The following is a 21,584-nucleotide window of genomic DNA, read 5'->3' as shown; positions in this document are numbered from 1 at the left end:
CCCATCAGTCCTTGTTCGTCGTTGCGGCAAGCCGGCGATCAACGTCATCGACATCACCTTCGGCCGCGACAATGCGTTGCTCGCACGCCGCGCATGCCTGCATGATTGCCGCCGCGCTTTGCTCTGCATCATGCAAGTCCCGCACCAGTTGCGCGCTGGCCCCGCTTCTGCCGATTTCCAGCTCCAGGCGCAGCACGTCCATTTCGATGCCGGCGCGCTTCTGGTTGAGCCGCAACGCTTCCGCTGTGAGAGCCGAGACGCTGGCGACAAGATCAAGCCGGCGCGCAAGCAGCGCGTCACGCTTGGCCGTTTGGGATCCCTTGGTCATTTTTCGCTCCCCAAAGGCCCGGGTGGTTTTTCGAAAGCCGAGAGCAATTTGGGCAGCGTGCCGGCCTGCGACTGGAACTGCTTTTCGGCCGTTTCGATGTGGCTTTTGAGCTGGTCCCAGATGTCGACGCGGATCATCGACGTCGTGTCGCCGGTCAGGCGCTCGATCTCCTCGACACGGAACTGACGCGTCAGCGAAACACCTGAAAACACGAAGTCCCGCAACAGGATCGCATGGCTTTCTATGAACAGATGGATCATCGGATGCGTCTCCGTGGTGACGCCGCCGGCGGTGAGCTCGGCCCGGATGAAGTCCTGGAAATGGGCCTGCAGGCGGTGCTGGCTCTCGCCCATGAAACGCATGACGAAGACCAGGTCGCGCGGCATCAGCTTGACAAGTTCGCCGGCGACGCCGTCGGCATGGCGGGACATTGGTCCGGGCAGCCCGCTTCTGTCTTCATTGTTCGGCATGGTCTTTCTCCAGCGCGAAGCCCGTTGATGGGCCGTGGCTTTCAAATAGTAGAGAAAGACGAAGAATTAAACAGGCGATATGGATTTTGATATTTGCTGCAATTGCTAACTAGATATGTTGCAAGTGCGAATATATACCAAATATTACAGGCGTAAGTTACGGATGTAAAGAAACGTTACATTCGGATGCGGGGTTTTGCGCCGGAGGGGTGGCGATCTTGTTTTTAGCCCTGGGCATGAGTGCTGGCCTGGAACTGGCACGCTGCTTGCTTTGCTCATTCTCATAAGAAGCCCATCGCGCTTGGCGCGGTGCCAAAAGAACGAAGGAACGGAGGAAAGCAGAGACACATTCCGCTTCGATACGCCCATCGCATATGCGGTTGGCGCTGCGGGTTTCTGCCAAGCGCCTCAAGAACCTTTGCCGCGATCCACTTGAATGGCCGGACCATGAGTCGCGCCCTGATGCGCAACCCCTTGTCATGCCGTTCGCACTCTCACTGGCGGCGTTTTGTGCCGCTTCATGCCGGGGTCAAGGGACCCGCGGCTCAAACCTGGTGGAGGCTTATGACCATGACGTCTCTGACGCTCAACAAGATTACCTCGCAGCGCGGAATCTCCGTCGGCGAGGCGACCAAGAAGATTGCCGACCTCGGCTGGAATCCTTCCTATGTGCAGGAAGCGATGACGTTTCCGACCGACTACAAGATCAACAAGACGCCGCGCGACCCGATGAAGCAGGTTTTGCGGTCCTATTTCCCGATGCAGGAAGAGAAGGACAACCGCGTCTATGGCGCGCTCGACGCGGCATTGCGCGGCGACATGTTCCGCAACGTCGAACCGCGCTGGGTCGAGTGGATGAAACTCTTCCTGGCCATCATTCCCTTTCCGGAAATCTCCGCCGCCCGCTCGATGGCGATGGTTGCCCGCATCGCGCCCGGCGAGGAACTCAGAACCGGCTTCACCATGCAGATGATCGACGAGTTCCGTCACTCGACGATCCAGATGAATCTGAAGAAATGGTACATGGAGAACTACATCGATCCGGCCGGCTTCGACATCACCGAGGAAGCCTTCGGAAAGTGCTACGCCACCACCATCGGCCGGCAGTTCGCCGAAGGCTTCATCACCGGCGACACGATGACCGCCGCCTGCATGTACCTGACCGTGGTGGCCGAGACTGCCTTCACCAACACATTGTTCGTCGCCATGCCTTCGGAGGCCGCCCGCAACGGTGACTATGCGCTGCCGACAGTCTTCCTGTCGGTGCAGTCCGACGAGAGCCGGCATATCGGCAATGGCCATTCGCTGCTGATGGCCGCGCTCAAGGAGCCGGAGAACCATCTGCTGCTTGAACGCGACCTGCGTTACGCCTTCTGGCAGAACCACGCGATCGTCGATGCCGCCATTGGCACCTTCATCGAATACGGCACCACCAACCGCGACAAGAACAAGGAGTCCTACGCGGAAATGTGGCACCGCTGGATCTATGAGGACTACTACCGCACCTACATGCTGCCGCTCGAGAAATACGGCATCAAGGTCCATCACGACGACGTCCAGGCGGCTTGGGAGCGCATCACCAAGAAGAACTACGTCCACAAGGTCGGGCAGTTCTTCGCGGTCGGCTGGCCGGTCAATTTCTGGCGCATCGAGGCCCAGACCGACAAGGACTTCGAGTGGTTCGAGCACAAGTATCCGGGCTGGTACGCCGAGTTCGGCGACTTCTGGAAATGGTATGCCAAGCTCAGCCACAAGGGCGAGAAGGTGCTGCTGTTCAACAGCGACGTCGGCTACGTCTATCCGCACCGCTGCTGGTCTTGCCTCGTCCCCTGCCTGATCCGCGAGGACATGGTGGTCGGCGAGATCAACGGCGAACTCTACACATTCGCTCACGAGCTCGACCGCTGGACCACGATGGTCGCCTTCAACGACGAGTATGAGGGCCGTCCGACGCCCGCGATGGGCCGTTTCAGCGGCAAGCGCGAATGGGAGACGCTCTATGACGGCTGGGACCTTGCCGATGCCATCAAGGACCTGAACTTCGTCCGCTCCGACGGCAAGACGCTGGTTCCGCAACCGCATCTGCGCTTCGACGACAAGGAGATGTGGACGCTTGACGATGTGCGCGGCAACACGCTCGGATCGCCGCTCAACGCCCTGCGTGCCATGTCGCCCGCGGACCGTGAGAAGCATCTGGCCGAATACCGGGCCGGCTTCACCATCAATCCCTGCAACTGATCAGGCCAGGGGGCGGGTTCGTCCCGCCCCTTGCTTTCACTGGAGGTCCGTATGTCGGAAACCCACACGGTCAGGCTCAGCCCAGTCGGTGTCGAGTTCGATGTCGAGAATGGCGAAACGGTGCTCAACGCCGCGTTTCGTCAGGGCATCGCGCTGCCGCACGGCTGCAAGGAAGGGCAGTGCTCGGCCTGCAAAAGCGTGCTGCTCGAAGGCGAAGTCGACATGCTGAAATACTCGACCTTCGCCCTGAACGACATGGAGAAGGAAAGCGGGCACGTCCTGTTGTGCCGTTGCATCGCCTACTCCGACCTGGAAGTCGAGCTTCTCAACTATGACGAGGAGATTCTGGCGAAGGCGATCGCCGTGAAAACGTACAAGGGCCGGATTGCTCGCATCGAGCAGCTGACCCACGACATTCGCGGCATCGAGATCGAACTCGGCTCGCCGATGAAGTTTTGGGCGGGACAATATGTCGACATCACGGTTACCACGCAAAAAGGGGAGACGATTACGCGCTCGTTCTCCATGGCAAATACGCCGGACCAAACCCAAAAACTCTCCTTCATCATCAAAAAATACCCCGAAGGAAAGTTCTCGGGAGAACTCGATTCCGGAGGCATCAGGGCCGGAGCCGAAGTCACCGTCGTCGGACCCTACGGAACCTGCTTCCGCCGCGACGAACGGCAAGGACCGCTGATCCTGGTCGGGGCCGGATCGGGTATGTCGCCGATCTGGTCGATCCTCAACGACCACCTGAAGAGCGGCGAGAAACGTCCGGTCTATTTCTTCTACGGCGCCCGCACCCGCAACGACCTGTTCTATCTCGACAGGATCGCCGAGCTGGTCGGCAATCATTCCGACGTCACCTTCATTCCCGTGCTGTCGCACGCCAATGACGACGCCGAATGGCAAGGCGAGCGTGGCTTCGTGCACCAGAGTGTCGATGCCAAGCTCAAGCAACTGGCGGTCGACGGGCAGGGCGATGTCCATGCCTGTGGCCCGCCGCCGATGATCGATGCGCTGCAGCCGGTGCTGTTCATGAACGGCTTCGAGACCGAGCGGATCTTCTTCGACAAGTTCACCACATCGGCAGGCGCAACGCCGGCCCATTGAGGGCGGACGTGCCAAGCCAACCACAACTGCAACAAGGGAGAGAGACTATGCCTGCAACCTCGAGTTCAGTCGGTTCCGGAGCCGCTGGTGCCGCGATCTTCGCCGACTCCGACAGCCGGAAATACCGGTACTTCGAGCCGAAAGGCCAGCGTGCCACACACTACGAGGACATGACGGTCGACGTTCAGCCCGATCCGGAACGCTACCTGATCCAGGACTGGATCATCTCCTTCGCCGACGGCAAGGGCGCCTATGTCAAGCAGAACACCGCCGCCCAGAGCTCCAACTGGCATGCCTTCCGCGCCCCCGACCAGGAGTGGGAGCGCACCCACTATCAGCGCCAGTCGAAGATCGAGACGATGGTGCAGAGCGTCATCAACAATGCCCGCAAGTCGGGTGCGCCGAAGACCTTCGACAAGGCCTGGGTCAAGATCCTGCAGACGCAGCTCGGCGCCTGGAAACATGCCGAATTCGGGCTCGGCACCTCGCTGATGCAGGCGCAGCGTTACGGCTACACCCAGATGATCAACAACGCGACGCTGACCAACTCGTCCTACAAGCTGCGGCTTGCCCAGGACATCACGCTCTACCTTGCCGAGATCGGCATGGACCTGCCGGGCTGGGACGACGAACTCGGCAAGAAGGCCTGGCTCGAGGACAAGAACTGGCAGGGCACGCGCGAAGCGGTCGAGACCATCATGGGCGCGACCGATTATCTCGAGCAGTATTTCGCCATCAACATCGTCTTCGAGCCGCTGGTCGGCGAGGCGTTCCGCTCCGGTTTCCTGATGCAGATCGCCGCCGCCAACCACGACTTCATCACGCCAGCGGTGATCTCGGCGGCCGAGGCGGACTACGAGCGCAACCTCGCCAACACGATCGACCTGATCCACATGCTCGCCAACGACGAGAAATACGGCGCGGCGAACAAGAAGCTCTTCCAGGGCTGGGTCAAGAAGCACGGCGCACTCGCCGACAAGGCAGCCACCGGCCTGCAGCCGATCTGGTCGATGCCGCATTCCAAGCCCGTCGCATTCGTCGATGTCCGTGCCAAATCCGAGGAACGGATTGGCCAGATCCTCGGCGAACTCGGCCTCAAGCGCTGAAACAGGAGAAAATCGTCATGTCACTTTCTGCACGCGACGCAACGCATTCCAACATCTTCAAGGCGATGAAGGATATCACCTTCGAGCAGACGATTTCGCATCAGTGCGGCGTCACCATGAACGACTCGGTCGAGGCACGTGCCATCGCCGAATTCATGGGCCAGAAGCCTGGGGTGACCATCACCTATCAGCCGGCACTGATCCGCATCGACGGCGACGGCAAGCTGATCTTCAAGATGGACGCGATCGGCGAATATCTCGGTCGCGAGATGTCGGCCGAGACCTTCGAGGTCAACACCTCCACCCATTACGGCCGCATGGTTCGTGTCGACGACAACACCGTGATCCTGTTCGGCAACATGGACGAGATGTTCGAATACATCGAATAGCCGCCAAGGCCAGTGCCGGAAAAGCGGATGCTTTTCCGGCACTGGCCTACGCAAGGTGATTGAGAATTGCCGGACCACAGAGGAAATACGAATGTCTTCGAAAATGAAAGCCGCGGTGTTTGTCGAGAAAGGGCGCATTGTCCTTGAGGACAAGCCAATTCCCGATATCGGTCCTCAGGACGCGCTTATTCGCGTAACCACCACGACCATTTGCGGAACCGATGTCCATATCCTCAAAGGCGAATATCCGGTCGCCAAAGGTCTGACAATTGGCCACGAGCCCGTTGGCATCATCGAGAAGCTCGGATCAGGCGTCAGCGGCTTCAAGGAGGGTCAGCGTGTCATCGCCGGCGCGATCACTCCTTCCGGCTGGAGCCATGCCTGCCTGTGCGGTTGTGGTTCTCAGGATGGTGCCGGCACCAAGCACGGCTGGCAGGCGATCGGCGGCTGGAAGTTCGGCAATACCATTGACGGCTGCCAGGCCGAATATGTCCGCGTGCCGGACGCAATGGCCAATCTGGCGCCGGTTGACGACGGTGTCACCGACGAGCAGGTGCTGATGTGCCCGGATATCATGTCGACCGGCTTCGCCGGTGCCGAAACCGGGGGCATCCGGATTGGCGACACCGTCGCGGTATTTGCCCAGGGACCGATCGGTCTCTGCGCGACCGCTGGCGCAAAGCTCATGGGCGCAACCACGATCATCGCCGTCGACACTGTGCCGGCTCGCCTGGAAATGGCCCGCCGGATGGGCGCTGATATCGTCGTCGACTTCAAGAAGGAGAACCCCGTCGACGCCATTATGAGGTTGACGGACGGGCGCGGCGTCGATGTCGCGATCGAAGCATTGGGCACACAGGCAACGTTCGAGTCCGCCCTGCGTGTCTTGCGTCCGGGCGGCGTGCTGTCCAGCCTCGGCGTCTACTCCTCCGATCTCAAGATTCCGCTCGATGCATTTGCCGCGGGCCTGGGCGACAAATCCATCCGGACGTCCCTTTGCCCCGGAGGCAAGGAGCGGATGCGCAGAATGCTGGGAGTGATCTCGGCAGGCCGGGTCGATCTCGGCGGCCTGGTCACGCACCGCTTCAAACTCGACCAGATCGAGGACGCTTATGAGCTGTTCGCAAACCAGCGCGACGGCGTCCTCAAGGTCGCAATCACAATCTGATCCGCAGCCATTCAAATCAACCCATTCGCGTGGAGGAAAACATGTACAGAACACCGGAAGGCAAGGACATCTTCATAGTCGACGGCCACACCCATTTCTGGGACGGCAGCCCGGAAAACCAGAAGAACATCCACGGCAAGCAGTTCATCGAGTGCTTCTATGCCTACCACACGGGCTTGAGCCCCAAGGAACAGCTGTGGGAGAAGAGCAAGTTCGAGAAATACAGCGCCGACGACCTCTATCGCGACCTGTTCATCGACGGTCCCGACGATGTGGCGATCGTCCAGTCGACCTATCTCAAGGACTTCTACAAGAACGGCTTCAACACGATCGAGCGCAATGCCGAGGTGGCCAAGCGCTATCCCGAGCGTTTCATCGTCAACGGCGCCTTCGATCCGCGCGATGGCGAGAAGGCGCTGGAATACATCCACTTCCTCAAGGAGACCTACAACGTCAAGGGCGTGAAGATGTACACGGCCGAGTGGAACGGCGCTTCCAAGGGCTGGAAGCTCACCGATCCCGATGCCTACAAATGCTTCGAGCTCTGCGACAAGCTCGGCATCAGGAACATCCACGTCCACAAGGGCCCGACGATCCTGCCGCTCTCGAAGGATGCGTTCGACGTGCATGACGTCGACCACGCGGCGACGGATTTCCAGGGCCTCAACTGGATCATCGAGCATTGCGGCCTGCCGCGCCTCGACGATTTCTGCTGGATCGCGACGCAGGAAACCAACGTCTATGGCGGCTTGGCGGTGGCACTGCCCTTTATCCACGCTCGCCCGCGCTATTTCGGCGAGGTCATCGCCGAGCTTCTGTTCTGGCTTGGGCCGGAGAAGATCCTGTTCGGTTCAGACTACGCGATCTGGACGCCGCGCTGGCTGGTCGAGAAATTCTGGGCCTACCAGATCCCGCAGGACATCGCCGCCGAGCGGGGTGTGCAACTGACCGACGAGATCAAGGAGAAGATCCTCGGCCTCAATGCGGCGCGCCTCTACAACATCGATATCGAAGCCAAGAAGAAGGCGCTCGCCAGCGCGCCCTTTAGCATCGCGGCGGAGTAGGGGCCATGGCAACCGCCACCGTTTCCGGCGATCGCCAGAAGGAACTCTGGCAGCGCCTTGGTGAGGTCAATGACCCTGAACTTGACGAACCCATCACCGAGATGGGTTTCGTCGAGCGGGGCGAGGTGAAAGGCGATGGCAGCGTGGAGATAGATTTCCGGCTGCCGACCTACTGGTGCTCGCCCAACTTCGCGTTCCTGATGCTGGACGGCGTGCGCAAGGCGCTCGACCAGCTCTCCTGGTCACCGGCCTATCGCGTCAAGCTGCACGATCACATGTTTGCCGAAGAGGTCAATCGCGGCATGGAGGCCGGCAAGGCGTTCGGCGACATCTTCGCCGTGCTTGCCGAGGATCAGGATCTCGGCGCCTTGCGCGAAACCTTCGCGATGAAGGCCTTCAAGCGGCGACAGGAGGCACTTTTGCGCGGCCTCAAGGCGCACGGTCTCACCGATCGCGAAATCCTCGGCATGGACCTGCCGGCATATGACGTCGCGCGTTTCGAGCCGGGCGAGGCAGCCAAACAGAAGCCGAGATACCGGGCGGCCCTGCTCGAGCGTTTTCCGGGCCGCAGGGCGGACGAACCCGTCTTCGTGACCTGGGAAGGGCAACCCGTACCGCCTGCCGCACTCAGCGCCCACCTCGCCGAATTGCGCGGCGTGCGCATCAACATGGAGTTCAACGGCGCGCTGTGCCGGGGACTCAAGCAGACCCGATACAAGGAACTGGATGTGGTCGACGGCGAACCGACGTTGGTCGATTTCATCATGGATCGCGTGCCGGTGCGAGTCGCACCGACCGCCTGAAGCAGAGCCGACAGCAACGGCCTCCCTTGCACGAGGCCCCTAACCAACAACCCGCCCGTAAGGCGGAAGGAGGAACCATGCCCAAGATAATGCTTCATAATTCCGAAGCTCGCCGCGCTCTCGCCCGTGGCGTCTTCCGGCTCGCCGCCGCCGTCGAGCCGACGCTCGGCCCTAAAGGCATGAACGCCATGATCGACCGGCCGATAGGTACGCCGATGGTGACCCGCGACGGTGTCAGCATCGCCTCCGAGATCGAGCTGCATGACCGTTTCGAAAACATGGGCGCGCAAGTCGTCCGCGAAGTATCGATGCAGACCAACGAGGTCGCCGGCGATGGCACCACGACGGCCATCGTGCTCGCCAACGCGCTGATCCAGGGCGGTGTCGAAGCGAACGAGCGCGGGGTGAAATCCGTCGATCTGTGCAAGGGCATCGACCTTGCCGTGGCGGCGGTGGTGGCCGCGCTCAAGACGTCCGCCAAACCCGCCAAGGGCAATGGCATCCTGGCGTCGGTCGCCAACATCGCGGCGACCAACGCAAAGCTTGGCGCCCTGGTGGCGGAGGCGCATCAGCGGGTGGGTGCCGAAGGCGTCATCACCACCGATTTCAGCGTTACCACCGAGACCACGCTCGACGTCGTCGAGGGCATGTCCTTCGAACGCGGCTATCTCTCGCATCACATGGTGACCGACCAGGAGAAGATGGAGGCGGTTCTCGAACGGCCCTACATCCTGATGACCGACCTCAAGATCAAGGAGCCGGGACAGCTCGATGCGGTTCGCCGCATTGCCGACGAGAATGGCCGGCCGTTGCTGATCGTATCCGAGGAGATGTCGCCGGAAGTGGTGGTGACGCTGCTCGGCAAGCAGGGGCCGGGACGATACCTTGTCGTTCATCCGCCGGAATACGGCCATTGGCGCAAGGCGATGATGGAGGATCTGGCCATCATCACCGGCGGCAAGGTGATCGCGCGCGATCTCGGCGGCCGGCTCGAGGATGTCACCGCCGAGGATCTCGGCACCGCCGACCGGGTGAAGACCAGTTCGTCCTACACCTCGATCATTCGCGGCGGCGGCGACCATGCGGCGATCGCCTCGCGCCGCGCCCAGGTTCAGCGGCAGTATGAGGCCTCGCAGCCGAACATCGACCAGGACAAGCTGCGCGAACGCCTGGCCAAGCTCTCGGGTGGCACCGCGATCCTCTATGCCGGCGGCGTCACGCCGGTCGAGCAGAAGCGGACCATCCAGCTGATCGAGGATTCCTTGAACGCGGTGCGCGCCGCATCCGAAGAGGGCGTGGTCGCCGGCGGCGGCTCGGCACTCGCACAGATCGCGCCGTTGCTCGACAAGGTGGCGGCCGGGGTCGACGGCGACGTCGCCGAGGGCGTGCGCCTGGTGCGCTCGGTCCTGACGCGACCGCTCTGGCGCATCGCCGCAAATGCCGGCGCCGATCCCGAAGCCGTGGTGGTCGAGGTCACCCGCATCAATGGCGGCTATGGCTACAACGCATCGACCGGCGCCTACCAGAACATGTTCGAGGCAGGGATCATCGATCCGGTTCGTGTCACCTACACCGCGCTCGCCAACGCGGCGTCGGTGGCGACGCTGATCCTGACCACCGAAACGCTGATTGGCGACCTCGCCGAGGATGAGGATCCGACGGCCGGTCCGGCGCGCGGCGGCGGCTCGGAAAAACTCGGCCGCGCCTGAAGCAATCCAGACAATCCCGACGTTGAAGGATACGACCATGAAAGCTGCCAGACTCTACGAATACGACCCGAAGATGAACGTCCAGCTCAAGATCGAGGAGGTCAAGGCGCCGACAATCACCGCACCCGACGAGGTGATCGTACGGGTCGGCGCTGCCGGTCTCTGTCGCACTGACCTGCACATCATCGAGGGCGTTTGGAAGCCGACCATGGATCCCGAGGGCACGCTTTTGCCCTACATCATGGGGCACGAAAATGCCGGCTGGGTCGAAGAGGTCGGCAGCGGCGTCAAATCGGTCAAGCGCGGCGACGCGGTGATCTGCCATCCCTTCCGCTCATGCGGCATCTGCCTCAACTGCCGCCATGGCGAGGACATGTATTGCGACAACGGGCAGTTCCCCGGCCTTGGCATGAATGGCGGCTTCGCCGAATACTTCATCACCAGCGAACGCTCGCTGATCAAGCTCAACGCCAACATCACGCCGATCGAGGTGGCACCGCTGGCCGATGCCGGCATCACCGCCTACCGCGCCGCCAAACGCGCCGCCAAGCTGCTGCGGCCGGGGAGTTATTGCGTGCTGCTCGGCATAGGCGGGCTCGGCCACATCGCGCTGCAATCGCTGCACGCGATCTCTGGTTGCCGCATCATCGCCGTCGATCGCGAACCGGCGGCGCGGGTGCTGGCCAAGGATCTGGGTGCCGACTTCATCCTTGATGGCGGGCCGAACGTCGTCGAGGAGGTCAGCCAGATCACCGGCGGCGGCGCGCATGTGGTCATCGACTTCGTCGGCGAACTCGGCGTCGAGAACATCTGCTGGAAGATGGTGCGCAAGGGCGGGCAGTTGTTCGTCGTCGGCTATGGCGGCAACATCAATGTGCCGACCGCGCATCTCGTCATCGAGGAGATCAACATCGGCGGCAGCCTGGTCGGCAATTTCACCGAGCTTGTCGAACTGATGGAACTCAACGCCGACGGCAAGGTCAAGATGCACTACACCGAATACAATCTCGCCAGCATCAACACCGCACTCGACGATTTCAAGAACCGGCGGTTCACCGGGCGTGGCGTCATCGTTCCCTGACGCTCGGCCGGAATGCAGGCGTAGGCCGATCGCCAGTCCGATCCATCGGCCGCAATTCCCCCAACCCCATGGCGCGAATGCCGTGGGGTTCTTTTTTCCTGCGTGTCAGAGGAACCCGCGCCGGATGCCGTACTGGCCGAGCTTGCGATAGAGCGTCGGCCGCGAAATGCCGAGCCTCAGCGCGACCTTGCTGAGATTGCCGCTCTCCGCGACAAGCGCATTCTTGATCGCCTGGCGTTCGGCATCCTCGAAGGTGCATACGGGCGCTTCGAGCATGGTCGGGGGATGGTCGCCGTGCATGGCCATGGTGTCGCGATTGCCCGCGCTGATTTCCCCGGGAAGGTCCTGGAGATCGATCGTGCCGCCGCGCGCCAGTATATGCAGGCGCTCGACCAGGTTCTTCAATTCGCGCACATTTCCCGGCCAGCGATAGGCCAGCAGCGCGTCGAGGGCGTCGTTTGAAAACTCCAGCGGGTCGTTGCCGGCCAGCTTCGCGATCTTCCGGTTGAAATGCTCGACCAGCAGCAGCACGTCGTCGCCGCGTTCACGCAACGCCGGGACATGGATCGAGACAGCCCCGATGCGGTAATAGAGATCGCTGCGGAAGCGCCCGGCCGCCACTTCCTGCTTGAGGTCGCGGTTGGTCGAGGCGACCAGCCGCACATCCACCGGCCGGCCTCTTGAATCGCCGATGCGGTGGACGACACGCTCCTCCAGGACACGCAACAGGAAGGGCTGGATTTCGAGCGGCAACTCACCGATTTCGTCAAGGCTGAGCACGCCGCCATTGGCGAGTTCGAAGATGCCCGGCTTGCCTTCGCGCGAAGCTCCGGTGAAGGCGCCGCCGACGTGACCGAACAATTCGCTGCCGAACAGTTCCTTGGTGATCGCGCCACAGTTCATGGCAATGAAAGGATCGTTTTCGGTGCGTCGGCTGCCGGCATGGACAAGCCGGGCAAACAGTTCTTTTCCGACGCCCGTTTCGCCTTCTATCAGCAACGAGGTGACACCGTTCGAGCCGGCCACCCGGGAGGCGACATCGACGGCAGCCAGCAATTTTTCGCTTTCGCCGACGATCATCGCCGCGGCTGTCCGCAGGTGCTTGTTTTCCTCTCGGCGGATCACCGTCATGGTCGAGACGGCCGGCACCGATGGAAACACCAGAGCCGCGCCGCGAAGATCGCCGTCAAGCTTCAGCGGCGTGACATGGCAGGATCGCAGATGCGCCGGCAGCGCGTTGGCGAGATCGGTGTCGGAGCCGGAGGCCGGCAGGTTCATCAGCCATCGGCCACGCCCCGGTTCCATCGGGCCGTCCATCATCTCTGTTGTGTCGCCATTGGGCACGTTGTTGCAGAAGATCGCGCGGCCGCGATGATCGACTATCACCAGCCCATCTTTGCGGCGGTAGCTGGGTGCCGAGGAAATGAAGGCTTCGAGCAGGCGCGTGCGCTGTTCCTGCTGCTGTTCGGCCAGGGCCTTTTCGATCTGCCTGGCGGTGGCCGCGACCAGCGCGGTGTTGTGCGGCCGGAAGATCGGAGAATAGCCCGACAGGTCGACAACGCCGATGATCTTGCCGTCCAGGGGATCGCGGATCGGCGCGCCGGCGCAGGTCCAGGATTTGATGCCGGCGCAGAAATGTTCGGCGGCATGGACGAAAATCGGCTCTCCAGTCCACAGCGCGGTGCCGATGCCGTTGGTTCCAACGGCATCCTCGTTCCATTTGCCACCGATGCCCAGATGAATGTCCTGGCCGTTATGCAGGGTCTTCTTGTCACCGATCGCGTCGATGAGCACGCCGTCGCTGTCGGCGAGCACCAGCATGGCTCCCGTCCCCTCCAGCAACGGACCAAGGGACGCAAATGATCGCCGCGCCGCCGAAAGCAGCTCGGCGTTGGCGCGGGTCAGATATTCGATCTCGTCACGGTCGCTGTTGAGCGGCGCCTCGATGCCTTGAGCGTTGATGCCGCCGGTGGCGCTGCGGTACCAGGAATCGTGGATCAGCGAGCGGACATGGACCGGATCGCGGGCACACTTCGGCGCGTCAGCCAGAAAACTTTCCCAAGCGCGCATGGTGGCGCGCTCGTCATAGTCGATGTTGTCCAGAACCAACTGTCCGGTGGCCATCGACGCACGCGACGGAATAGCCTTTGTCTTCATCTGATCGGGGCCGCTCGCGTGTCTCATTCAGTCATCACAGTACCTTTTGAGGTATGCCATTTCTGTATGCTGTCGCGGATTGGGCATGCTCAGTGACGCCCAACAGCCTGCCGTCAGTCGATGCCGAGTTTCGCGCCGATGTCGGCTGCAAGCTGCTCCTCGGTGTAAGTCGCGGTCAGCCGGGACCCGTCCAACTCGGTGAGCGCCTCACCGATGGCTTCGTCGACCGGCGAGAAAAAGCCGTTCTGCTTTGTTCCCAGAACGAAGATCTGCTCTCCATCACGATTGCGGATATCGCCGATATGATGAAGCTGGCGGCCGGTATTCTGATCCTTGGAGATCACACGGCCATTCATGGTGACGCGGATGGACGGCTTGGCCTCGGTCACGGTGGCCGCGCTGCCGCCAACGTGGATGATCAGGCCCTCGGCCTTGGGTTGCTGGCGTGGCTTCCTGGAAGCCGAATAGCCGCCGCCGCTGATCTGGTCGGCAAGTCGAACGATAGTCGAGCGGTTCTGCTCGATCAGCCGTTTGACCTGAACATCCTCACGACGCGGGCCGTCCCGCTTGGAGATGATCTCGACCATGAATCCTCCCAGATTCGTCAGCTTGGCGGTGCCGCAGGTACGGTCATTCTTATGTGCGGCGAACCCTACACTGCCATCGCCAGATGCGCCATTCACAATAGGTAGCGCCGAAGTTCACTTCGTTGGTAGCAGGTGGCTGCTACACCGGATTTCCGGCGCTCCGGCGTCTGAGTAGTCCCCGAGGGTCACAGACCGAAGCTGCTTCGCGCGACGTCCACGCCGAAGATCGGCCAGCAGAAGAAGGTCACTGCCGAGAAAGTGATCAAGCCGGTTCAGGAAACAGCACCTGTCGCGGTTCAACCTTTGGTGGCGGCTGGGGGATGAGCGTTCAACAGCAGGTCAAGGTTTTCGCGGCGCTCCGCGGTTGACTTGGTGCAACCACACCCGCTCGCCACCATTTGGCATGCCAAATTCGCAGCGGCCTTGACCGGAAGACTGGCTGCTCGCCAAAAGGGCGCAAGTACTCTATACTTCAATTGCGTTCGCGCGAAGTAGGTACGGTTGTCCTGGGCAGGGGCGTTCCATGTTCGAAGTCGTCGCATTCCGGTGGAAAACGGGGTTTGGGAACCTCACCATAAGGGCTCTTGGCCTGATCGTCGCTTTCTCCGGGCTGCTGCTGTTCGGATCGCAAGCGGGAGCCGCGCCGAACTGGACGCTCGATCCCACCGCTTCGGTGATCACCTACCAGTCGGTCAAGAAGAACACGATCGTCGAGACCAACAAGATCAGGAACATCACCGGCACGCTTAGCTCGGCGGGTGATGCCAAGGTCACGTTCGACCTCAATTCGGTCGATACCGGTGTCGATCTGCGCAACGTTCGCATGCGCTTCCTGTTCTTCGAGACATTCAAGTACCCGACCGCCGAGCTTACGGCGAAGGTGGATCCTGCCGCATTCGCCGACCTCGCGACGAAGCGCAGGGTGAAGGCAACGCTGCCATTCCGCCTCAATATGCACGGCGTCGACAAGGACCTCGAGGCCAGCGTCGTCGTCACCATGATCAGCGACACCATGGTGTCGGTAGCTTCGGAGGCTCCGGTCGCGGTCCATGTCGAGGATTTCGGCCTGTTGCCGAACATCGACAAGCTGCAGCAGGCCGCCAACGTCACCAACATTGTGCCCACTGCGTCGGTATCGTTCGATTTCGTCTTTACCGCGGATGGCAGCAAGCCGGCCGCCACGCAGGTCGCCGCGGCGAGTTCGGCCGATGTGGGTCCGGTTGCAACGGATGCCGCCAAGGCGAACTTCAGCGACGAGGAATGCCTGAACAGGTTCGCCGTGCTCTCGCGCACCGGCGCCATCTATTTCCGGCCCGCCAGTGCGCGGCTCGATGCGAAAAGCCGCCCCTTGCTGACCGAGGTTGAAGGCGTCGTCGGAAAATGCCCGAGCCTGAAGGTCGAGGTCTCCGGTTATACCGATTCAGACGGATCGCCGGAGGCGAACAAGCTGTTGTCGGAGCGCCGGGCCCAAGCGGTTGCGGACGCGTTGGTTGCTGCCGGCATCCCACGCAACCAGGTCAGTTCCGCGGGCTATGGCGAGGAGCGGCCGGTTGCCGCCAACGATACCCCCAAGAACAAGGCGCTCAATCGGCGGATCGAGTTTTCCGCTACCAAGCTTTGAGGTTGCGGTGAAGTCCGATCCGATCGCCCTTCGCGGTGGCTTCTTTCGCGCTGCCTGTCTTGCGGCGCTCGCCTTGCTGTTGACTTTGACGGGCGCCAGCGCCGAGCGCCGCGTGGCGCTTGTCCTGGGCAACGCCCAGTACCAGCACGCGGCGGCGCTCGCCAATCCGGTGCGCGACGCCCAGGCCATGGCCGAACGCTTGAAGAAGCTCGACTTCGAGGTGGTTTCCGGCTTCGACGAGACCAAATTGCAGACGCAGGCGACGATTGCCCAGTTCGCAAAACAGGTGCGTGGTGCCGACATCGCGCTCTTCTTCTACGCCGGCCACGGCTTGCAGGTTTCCGGCAAGAACTACCTGCTTCCGGTCGACGCCGCGCTGGAGGACGAGACCTCTCTCGACTTCGAGGCTGTGTCGGTCGATTTCGTTTTGCGACAGATGTCCCGGGAGACCAGCATCAGGCTGGTGTTTCTCGACGCCTGCCGCGACAATCCTCTCGCCGAGGCGCTGGCCAAGACCGCAGGCGTCAACGGCGCGAGCAGCGGCCTGGCCGAGATTCCGATCGAGAATGGAGGCGCCGGCACGCTCGTCGCTTTCGCCGCCAGCCCCAATCAGCTCGCCTATGACGGGTCGGGCGAGCACTCGCCCTTCACCGCGGCGTTGCTTCAGCACATCGGCGAATCCAACGTCTCCATCACCGAGGCCATGAACAGGGTCACCAGCGACGTCTTCAAGGCAACCGCCGGCAAGCAGCGCCCCTGGATCAACGTTTCGCTGACCACCGAGGTCGTCCTCCACAAGGTCGATCTCAATGCGCCATTGATCGTTGGCGAGGCGAGCACGCCTCAGGCGGAAAGCGGCTCCGAAGCGCGCAACACCGGCGCGGCGGCGAACCAGGGCGATGACCAGCTTGCGCTCGATGTGCTGCGTCAGAAAATCCCCAAACTGGCGTCGGATGCCCCGATCCTTTTCGACCATCCGATCGACTTCGGCGAAGCGGCGATCGACGGCAAGAGCATCGCCGAACTGATCAAGGGCAAGCCGTTGTTCAGCCCCGTGGAGGGGTTGGACAAGTCGGTCTGGGAGGGCAAGCACTGCGACGGCTGCCACGAATGGAACGAGGCCCGGCTGTGTGATCAGGCGAAGAATTTTGCCGCCAACGATGTCTCGGTGCTGCGCCTGCAACACCCGCTGGGTACACGCTTCAAGGTGGCGCTTGCCAAATGGGCGCAGGGCGGCTGCAAATAGGCAGGCAGGTGACGGCGTCCATCCGACCGGGATGCGGCTCTAACTCTTTGTTTGACGCAGTTCCTGTGGTGAAACGGCTTCGCACTTTTTCCTGGAGTTGCCCCTAATAGGCATCCGCCGACTGGCGCAACGCCTCGATCTCGGCCATCTGGATGCCCATGTCCACAAATGCCGAAAGAACGGCAAACCGGTCCGTGAGGGCGACACGGGCCAGTCCGGCCAGTATTCCGGCATTGACTGCATGGGCAGCTGGAAATGGTTGCAAGGCCGCTACCTCGGTCGTGGCCATGGTCGAGCCGTTGTCACGCCATCCGGCGGCCAGAGCAATCCAGCCGACCGGCGTTGTCGGTGGTGCCGCCGCGGCTGTGCCGACGGCTGCCCGGTGACGGGGATTGTCCGGTTCACCCACCCAGTCGCGAACATGCGCTAGCAGTTCTTGATCGGTCCCATCGAACAGGTCGGTCAGGTGGCTCAGGCATTCATGCGCCCACCAGACCGCGGCCCGCTCGGGAAGCAGGTAGGCACAAAAGGTAATCGCTTCCTCGGGAACGCGCCCGGCAAGGAGGTCGCGGCAAAACGCGATCGAGTTCTGTTCGGTTGGAAGGGTTCCCATGTCCCTGGCAATGGCGGGACAAGCCATGAAAAGATCCCGTGCCGTCTTGAATCGGAGCCCATTGGCCATGACCGCCACGCTTTCATCGAGAAGCCTTGGCCACTCAAGCCTCAGGCGCGGCGCGGGTCAAGTCTGAACCTGTGACGCCGCGGGACCCGTCGGCACAATCGTGCCCCAGCGTTTATCGACAGACAATCGCCTTGCAATTTGATATCATCATGGTCGTCGAAATCGGATGCTCAAACAGGAGTAACCGCTATGCAGTGGGGCAGTACAGCCTTTGTGTTGGCGGTCGTGTTTTTCTCGACCCACGCTTCCGCCGACCCCGTTCAGAAATCAGAAGACATCGTGAAGTTTTTTGCCGGCGCGGCCGATCTTGGCAAGTCGCGCGGAATTTGTGTCGGCACCGAGGAGGAGTGCAAAAGCAAGAGCAAGGCAAAGGAAGGGCCGGCCGAAAAATCCAGCCTCGATATGCTGATCAATTTCGGATTGGATTCGGCCGCGCTCGACACCACCGCGCGCGCTGAACTCGACGAGTTCGCCAAGGCACTCAAGGACAGCAGGCTGAGCACTTTCAGCTTCGTCGTCGAAGGCTACACCGACGCCACCGGCACGGTGCATTACAACGAAGGCTTGTCGCAACGACGAGCGCAATCGGTGGCAGCCTTCCTGACGGCCAAGGGTATCGAGGCGGCCCGCATCGACGCGATCGGCATGGGCGAAAAGAATCCACGCAGCCCCAACCCGTACGATCCGGTCAACCGCCGCGTGGAAATGCGGATAAAGACGCAGTAGCGCGCACCGGTCATCGGTTGAGCGCGCCAGCCACGGTCACACCGGCGCCGAAGGTCAGTGCCTTTGGCAGTAAGTCGTTGTTGCGCCGGGGTGGCGGAGGATCATCTCGCCGCACAGCCGCGGTTGCGCCACTTTTCAACGACCTGCTGGGCGTTTGTGATCTGGACCGCAATGCCATGACGGGCGGCCTCAAAGCGTAGTCTGAATCGAACTTATGAGGGCGGTGACAGCCTGCTTGTATTTTTCGAACTCCGGCGATGTCTGTCGGATTTCCGTTGTCGTTGTCTGCGGGTTGGCGTCGGTGGCGACACGGCTCAGCTTTTGGCCCATTTTCCTTTCGGCCCAGTCCACCACATAGCTGGCTGTCTTGCCGGTGAGAAACGGGTTGGCCTGGATGACGGCCGATCCCAGCACGGCGCTCAGTTGCGCCGAAGCTGGCGCCGCCAGCACCTGGTGCGCGCCTTCCATTCCCAGGAAATGACAGAGATAGAGCCGGCCGGCCGTGATCTGGTGGCCGCGCGCCCTAAGATAAGCCTCGCCTTCGCGCGCCAGATTGCGCACCATCTCTCGAGAGATCGTAGCGTCGTAGCGCAGGGCCAAGAGGTCGGCGGTCGACAGCGTGCGCGCGAGTTCCGGACGATAGGTATTCATCATCCGGATCCAGGTCTTGGTTATGAACTGGCCGGCGCCGGTCGCCGAGGAATTCGGGTTCTTGGCGCGGGCGCTGCCGCCGCTTTCGACATGAACGATCCGCTCGGTCAGCGTTTCAACGGCGACATCACCGGAATTGCCGGCATCATAGGTGGCGACCGTGGTGGCGGTCCCCAGCGGATCGATCGCCTCGCCATTCTGGTAGAGCTCGAAATGCAGGTGCGGGCCGGTCGAAAGCCCGGTGGTGCCGATATAGCCAATGACGTCGCCGGCCTTCACCTTGGTGCCGACGCCGCTCGGAATGGCGAATTTTTGCATATGCGCGTAGCGCGTCTCGCGCCCGTTCGCATGCGAGATCTTCACCAGATTGCCATAGCTGCCGCCATCGCCCTGGAAACTGATCTCGCCGTCGAAGGCCGCCTCGACCGGCGTGCCGACAGGGGCTGCCCAATCGACACCCTTGTGGATGCGAACGACGCCGAGGATCGGGTGTTTGCGCGGGCCGAAGGTCGAGGTCATGACCCCGTTCACCGGCGTGACCATGCCGTTGGCAACAGTCAGCGAGCGCACCTGGTCATTGCCCGTGACGCAGGCGAACTGGCCGTCGCTCTGCTGGAAGACGAAACAGTCGATGGTCTTCTCACCGCCCTGGACGCCGACATAAAGCACCCGCCCGGACGTCTCGTCCTTGCCGCGCGGCGTCTGCGAGTAGATCAGCACCAGCCGCTGGTCCTCGCTGGCGAAGGCGTCGAGGTCCTGTCCTCGTGACAGGTACATGATCGCTTCGCCGATGACGCCGGTCGGAACCTTGTTGCGCGCGGCCGTCGAATAGATCGCGTCGAGCAGGCGGTATTGCCGCTTGGGCCCGCCTTGATCGGTACCGGAATAGTTGAACAGGTCCTCGCGCACCCAAGGGTCGACACCCGACACGAAGGCGCCCGCGGCGTTGCGTGTCAGCGTGCCGACAAAGACATTCTTGGCGTAGATCGAAACCTGCATGAGCGACATCGTGGTCGTCCCGCGGTTCGGCCGGAAACCGCGCATGGCGACGACATAACCCGGTTCCAGCCCGTCCCGGTTGAAGAGCGCCTTCAGCGCTTCGCCCGCCAGCTTGGCATCGTCGGCGGAGAAATGTGCATCGAGCGCAACGCTGTCCAGGCTGCGGTCGTTGAGGATCTTCACGAACGTGTCTTCGGTCGCCTCGAAGCGCTGGTACTCGCTGGTCACGGTTGCGACGGTCGTATTGTTCTCGATCTGGGTCTTCGTGAAGGCGGGCAGCGCTGCCTCGCCCTGATTGACGGTCTCTCCCCAGCCGGCCTCCGGGTCGTCGGCATCCTGCTTGGGCACCGAACCGGCTGGGGGCCCACTCGCGTCGGGTGCCGCCTGAAGGTCATTATTCAGGTCGCCCTGCTGGTCGTCCGATGCCGCCACCGGGGCAGGCGGAGCGGCCTGCTCAGTGGGTGCGGCAGCCGGAGATGCCGGAGCAGTCCGCCGCTGCGCCTGGAAGAACGCGAAGTCCTCCTGCGTCGACGGGATCGTCGTCATGAACTTTTCGCTGGCGCTAAGCATCACGTCGGAGAGGATCTCGATCTGCGGCGAGGCGCCGGAACTGTCGAGTTCGGCCGGGCGCGCCACCGTATGGCCCTTGCTTGCCGTGTCGGCATCGGGCGCAAGGGTGATCCACATCGGATCTCCCGCCAGGTCGATGATGGCAGGCACGTAGACGGAGGCATCGGCCGGCACATCGTCCGCACCTTCGACCGCGTGCAATTCCTCGTCTTCGTCGCCGAACGACCAATAGTCCGCGGTGAAGTAGAAACCGGCGGCGATGGACAGCAGGACCATGACGGCGAAACCGGCAATGAGCCTGCGCCAAAACGTGCGCCTGCGCAGCGCGGCGCGCGCCTGCTTCTTCTGCTTGAAGCTGGTGTCGATACTGTGCGTCACGGACTGCTTCCGGTCAGGAAAAAGGTCCACCGCACCTGTTCCAGCGTATCGACTTCGAGAAATTGCGCCGCGATATGGCCACGCTGCCAACAGTCGTCGATGCCGCGGATTGAGAAACGCCGGCGCTCGATGCACATTTCCGTCGAGCCTGTCAGGATCGCATGGCCAAACACGTCCGTTGCGTAGATGTAGATGTAGCGGTTCGTCAGTTCCTCGCGGATGACATTCACGCATTGATTTGCGCCGATGGTCCACCAGCCGTCGGTCTGGTCCCCATTGTCGACCTTCTGGCCGACCGCCAGATTGACGACGTCGAGCGTCTGGTTGCAGACCGTGAATTCGGCGCGCGCTTCGCTGGATGCCAGCACGGCCAGCAGTGCCGCTCCAGCCATGATCGCAAGCTTGATGCGACCCGTCAGGGCAGGCAGGGTTGGAGCCGGATCACGCTGCTCTATGGGCAGGCCGGCAGGGGGCAAACACGCGCGGCTGAGTTCCATC

The 21,584-nt window shown here is 62.0% G+C and carries 19 protein-coding genes; 12 read left to right on the top strand and 7 right to left on the bottom strand.

The genetic code is table 11. From position 1 onward, the window contains the following. Nucleotides 1-4 precede the first annotated feature (4 nt). Together AC07UC_RS29660 and AC07UC_RS29655 are read right to left on the bottom strand one after the other, a co-directional pair. On the bottom strand, nt 5-328 hold the full coding sequence (locus AC07UC_RS29660; RefSeq protein WP_494908329.1) for a hypothetical protein: 324 nt from the start codon (nt 326-328) through the stop codon (nt 5-7). Further along, nucleotides 325-798 carry a hypothetical protein gene (locus AC07UC_RS29655; RefSeq protein WP_494908328.1) on the bottom strand — a complete coding sequence of 158 codons (474 nt, stop codon included), beginning with the start codon at nt 796-798 and terminating at the stop codon, nt 325-327. Before AC07UC_RS29655 ends, AC07UC_RS29660 begins: the two co-directional genes overlap by 4 nt. A 564-nt stretch (nt 799-1,362) precedes the next feature. Here AC07UC_RS29655 and AC07UC_RS29650 point away from each other — a divergent pair. From AC07UC_RS29650 to AC07UC_RS29610, 9 genes are all read left to right on the top strand, one after another. Next, entirely contained in the window at nt 1,363-3,036 is a 1,674-nt protein-coding gene (locus tag AC07UC_RS29650; protein ID WP_196772366.1) for an aromatic/alkene/methane monooxygenase hydroxylase/oxygenase subunit alpha, read from the top strand. Nucleotides 3,037-3,087: 51 nt separating this feature from the next. After that, nucleotides 3,088-4,149 (top strand): NADH:ubiquinone reductase (Na(+)-transporting) subunit F, encoded by a 1,062-nt coding sequence (locus AC07UC_RS29645; RefSeq protein ID WP_140775159.1) that lies wholly within the window; start codon nt 3,088-3,090, stop codon nt 4,147-4,149. A gap of 47 nt (nt 4,150-4,196) precedes the next feature. Beyond that, entirely contained in the window at nt 4,197-5,255 is a 1,059-nt protein-coding gene (locus tag AC07UC_RS29640; protein ID WP_140775160.1) for an aromatic/alkene monooxygenase hydroxylase subunit beta, read from the top strand. Nucleotides 5,256-5,272: 17 nt separating this feature from the next. After that, nucleotides 5,273-5,644, top strand: coding sequence for an MmoB/DmpM family protein (locus AC07UC_RS29635; RefSeq protein ID WP_056565037.1), 372 nt, complete (start codon nt 5,273-5,275; stop codon nt 5,642-5,644). 91 nt (nt 5,645-5,735) lie between these two features. After that, complete coding sequence (locus AC07UC_RS29630; protein ID WP_140775161.1) at nt 5,736-6,812, top strand: NAD(P)-dependent alcohol dehydrogenase; 1,077 nt, start codon at nt 5,736-5,738, stop codon at nt 6,810-6,812. 41 nt (nt 6,813-6,853) lie between these two features. Continuing rightward, entirely contained in the window at nt 6,854-7,876 is a 1,023-nt protein-coding gene (locus AC07UC_RS29625) for an amidohydrolase family protein (protein ID WP_202323676.1), read from the top strand. Between the two features lie 5 nt (nt 7,877-7,881). Further along, complete coding sequence (locus tag AC07UC_RS29620; RefSeq protein WP_494908327.1) at nt 7,882-8,679, top strand: iron-sulfur cluster assembly protein; 798 nt, start codon at nt 7,882-7,884, stop codon at nt 8,677-8,679. A 77-nt stretch (nt 8,680-8,756) separates the two neighbouring features. Next, the gene (locus AC07UC_RS29615) at nt 8,757-10,388 is read left to right on the top strand and encodes a molecular chaperone GroEL (RefSeq protein ID WP_494908326.1); all 1,632 of its coding nucleotides are present in this window, start codon (nt 8,757-8,759) and stop codon (nt 10,386-10,388) included. Nucleotides 10,389-10,425: 37 nt separating this feature from the next. Continuing rightward, a complete protein-coding gene (locus AC07UC_RS29610) occupies nt 10,426-11,469 on the top strand; it encodes an NAD(P)-dependent alcohol dehydrogenase (protein ID WP_027045789.1) in 1,044 nt (347 codons plus the stop codon). Nucleotides 11,470-11,574: 105 nt separating this feature from the next. On the opposite strand, the gene AC07UC_RS29605 is transcribed toward AC07UC_RS29610, so the two are convergent. Continuing rightward, nucleotides 11,575-13,653 carry a sigma-54-dependent Fis family transcriptional regulator gene (locus tag AC07UC_RS29605; RefSeq protein ID WP_494908325.1) on the bottom strand — a complete coding sequence of 693 codons (2,079 nt, stop codon included), beginning with the start codon at nt 13,651-13,653 and terminating at the stop codon, nt 11,575-11,577. Nucleotides 13,654-13,739: 86 nt separating this feature from the next. After that, nucleotides 13,740-14,213 (bottom strand): hypothetical protein, encoded by a 474-nt coding sequence (locus AC07UC_RS29600; protein ID WP_140775166.1) that lies wholly within the window; start codon nt 14,211-14,213, stop codon nt 13,740-13,742. Nucleotides 14,214-14,736: 523 nt separating this feature from the next. On the opposite strand from AC07UC_RS29600, the gene AC07UC_RS29595 reads away from it, so the two are divergent. Both AC07UC_RS29595 and AC07UC_RS29590 read left to right on the top strand, forming a co-directional pair. Continuing rightward, complete coding sequence (locus tag AC07UC_RS29595) at nt 14,737-15,834, top strand: OmpA family protein (protein ID WP_494908324.1); 1,098 nt, start codon at nt 14,737-14,739, stop codon at nt 15,832-15,834. Nucleotides 15,835-15,841: 7 nt separating this feature from the next. Continuing rightward, entirely contained in the window at nt 15,842-17,080 is a 1,239-nt protein-coding gene (locus AC07UC_RS29590; RefSeq protein ID WP_494908323.1) for a caspase family protein, read from the top strand. A 103-nt stretch (nt 17,081-17,183) separates the two neighbouring features. Here the strand turns inward: AC07UC_RS29590 and AC07UC_RS29585 are convergent, their stop codons facing one another. Continuing rightward, nucleotides 17,184-17,762: a DUF6931 family protein gene (locus tag AC07UC_RS29585; RefSeq protein ID WP_494908322.1), complete on the bottom strand. Its 579-nt coding sequence runs from the start codon at nt 17,760-17,762 to the stop codon at nt 17,184-17,186. A 189-nt stretch (nt 17,763-17,951) separates the two neighbouring features. Between AC07UC_RS29585 and AC07UC_RS29580 the strand changes: the two genes are divergently transcribed. Beyond that, nucleotides 17,952-18,488 (top strand): OmpA family protein, encoded by a 537-nt coding sequence (locus tag AC07UC_RS29580; RefSeq protein ID WP_140775171.1) that lies wholly within the window; start codon nt 17,952-17,954, stop codon nt 18,486-18,488. 189 nt (nt 18,489-18,677) lie between these two features. Here AC07UC_RS29580 and AC07UC_RS29575 read toward each other — a convergent pair whose 3' ends face one another. Further along, a complete protein-coding gene (locus AC07UC_RS29575; protein WP_494908321.1) occupies nt 18,678-21,086 on the bottom strand; it encodes a M23 family metallopeptidase in 2,409 nt (802 codons plus the stop codon). Beyond that, nucleotides 21,083-21,583, bottom strand: a complete 501-nt coding sequence (locus AC07UC_RS29570) for a DUF1036 domain-containing protein (protein WP_494908320.1) — start codon at nt 21,581-21,583, stop codon at nt 21,083-21,085. The genes AC07UC_RS29575 and AC07UC_RS29570 overlap by 4 nt, the downstream gene beginning before the upstream one ends. Nucleotide 21,584: the final 1 nt, after the last annotated feature.

The sequence above is a fragment of the Mesorhizobium sp. GW821-FHT04C10 genome, from assembly GCF_059420305.1.
Note: the sequence above shows the minus strand (reverse complement) of the source record. Positions and strands in the feature narration are given on the sequence as shown.

Excerpts from the sequence above, each read along its gene's own strand:
- AC07UC_RS29640 (WP_140775160.1), top strand. The coding sequence starts at position 4,197 with ATGCCTGCAACCTCGAGTTCAGTCGGTTCCGGAGCCGCTGGTGCCGCG.
- AC07UC_RS29650 (WP_196772366.1), top strand. The coding sequence starts at position 1,363 with ATGACCATGACGTCTCTGACGCTCAACAAGATTACCTCGCAGCGCGGA.
- AC07UC_RS29635 (WP_056565037.1), top strand. The coding sequence starts at position 5,273 with ATGTCACTTTCTGCACGCGACGCAACGCATTCCAACATCTTCAAGGCG.
- AC07UC_RS29585 (WP_494908322.1), bottom strand. The coding sequence starts at position 17,762 with ATGGCCAATGGGCTCCGATTCAAGACGGCACGGGATCTTTTCATGGCT.
- AC07UC_RS29595 (WP_494908324.1), top strand. The coding sequence starts at position 14,737 with ATGTTCGAAGTCGTCGCATTCCGGTGGAAAACGGGGTTTGGGAACCTC.
- AC07UC_RS29610 (WP_027045789.1), top strand. The coding sequence starts at position 10,426 with ATGAAAGCTGCCAGACTCTACGAATACGACCCGAAGATGAACGTCCAG.
- AC07UC_RS29580 (WP_140775171.1), top strand. The coding sequence starts at position 17,952 with ATGCAGTGGGGCAGTACAGCCTTTGTGTTGGCGGTCGTGTTTTTCTCG.
- AC07UC_RS29605 (WP_494908325.1), bottom strand. The coding sequence starts at position 13,653 with ATGAGACACGCGAGCGGCCCCGATCAGATGAAGACAAAGGCTATTCCG.
- AC07UC_RS29615 (WP_494908326.1), top strand. The coding sequence starts at position 8,757 with ATGCCCAAGATAATGCTTCATAATTCCGAAGCTCGCCGCGCTCTCGCC.
- AC07UC_RS29620 (WP_494908327.1), top strand. The coding sequence starts at position 7,882 with ATGGCAACCGCCACCGTTTCCGGCGATCGCCAGAAGGAACTCTGGCAG.
- AC07UC_RS29625 (WP_202323676.1), top strand. The coding sequence starts at position 6,854 with ATGTACAGAACACCGGAAGGCAAGGACATCTTCATAGTCGACGGCCAC.
- AC07UC_RS29630 (WP_140775161.1), top strand. The coding sequence starts at position 5,736 with ATGTCTTCGAAAATGAAAGCCGCGGTGTTTGTCGAGAAAGGGCGCATT.
- AC07UC_RS29660 (WP_494908329.1), bottom strand. The coding sequence starts at position 328 with ATGACCAAGGGATCCCAAACGGCCAAGCGTGACGCGCTGCTTGCGCGC.
- AC07UC_RS29645 (WP_140775159.1), top strand. The coding sequence starts at position 3,088 with ATGTCGGAAACCCACACGGTCAGGCTCAGCCCAGTCGGTGTCGAGTTC.
- AC07UC_RS29570 (WP_494908320.1), bottom strand. The coding sequence starts at position 21,583 with ATGGAACTCAGCCGCGCGTGTTTGCCCCCTGCCGGCCTGCCCATAGAG.
- AC07UC_RS29655 (WP_494908328.1), bottom strand. The coding sequence starts at position 798 with ATGCCGAACAATGAAGACAGAAGCGGGCTGCCCGGACCAATGTCCCGC.
- AC07UC_RS29600 (WP_140775166.1), bottom strand. The coding sequence starts at position 14,213 with ATGGTCGAGATCATCTCCAAGCGGGACGGCCCGCGTCGTGAGGATGTT.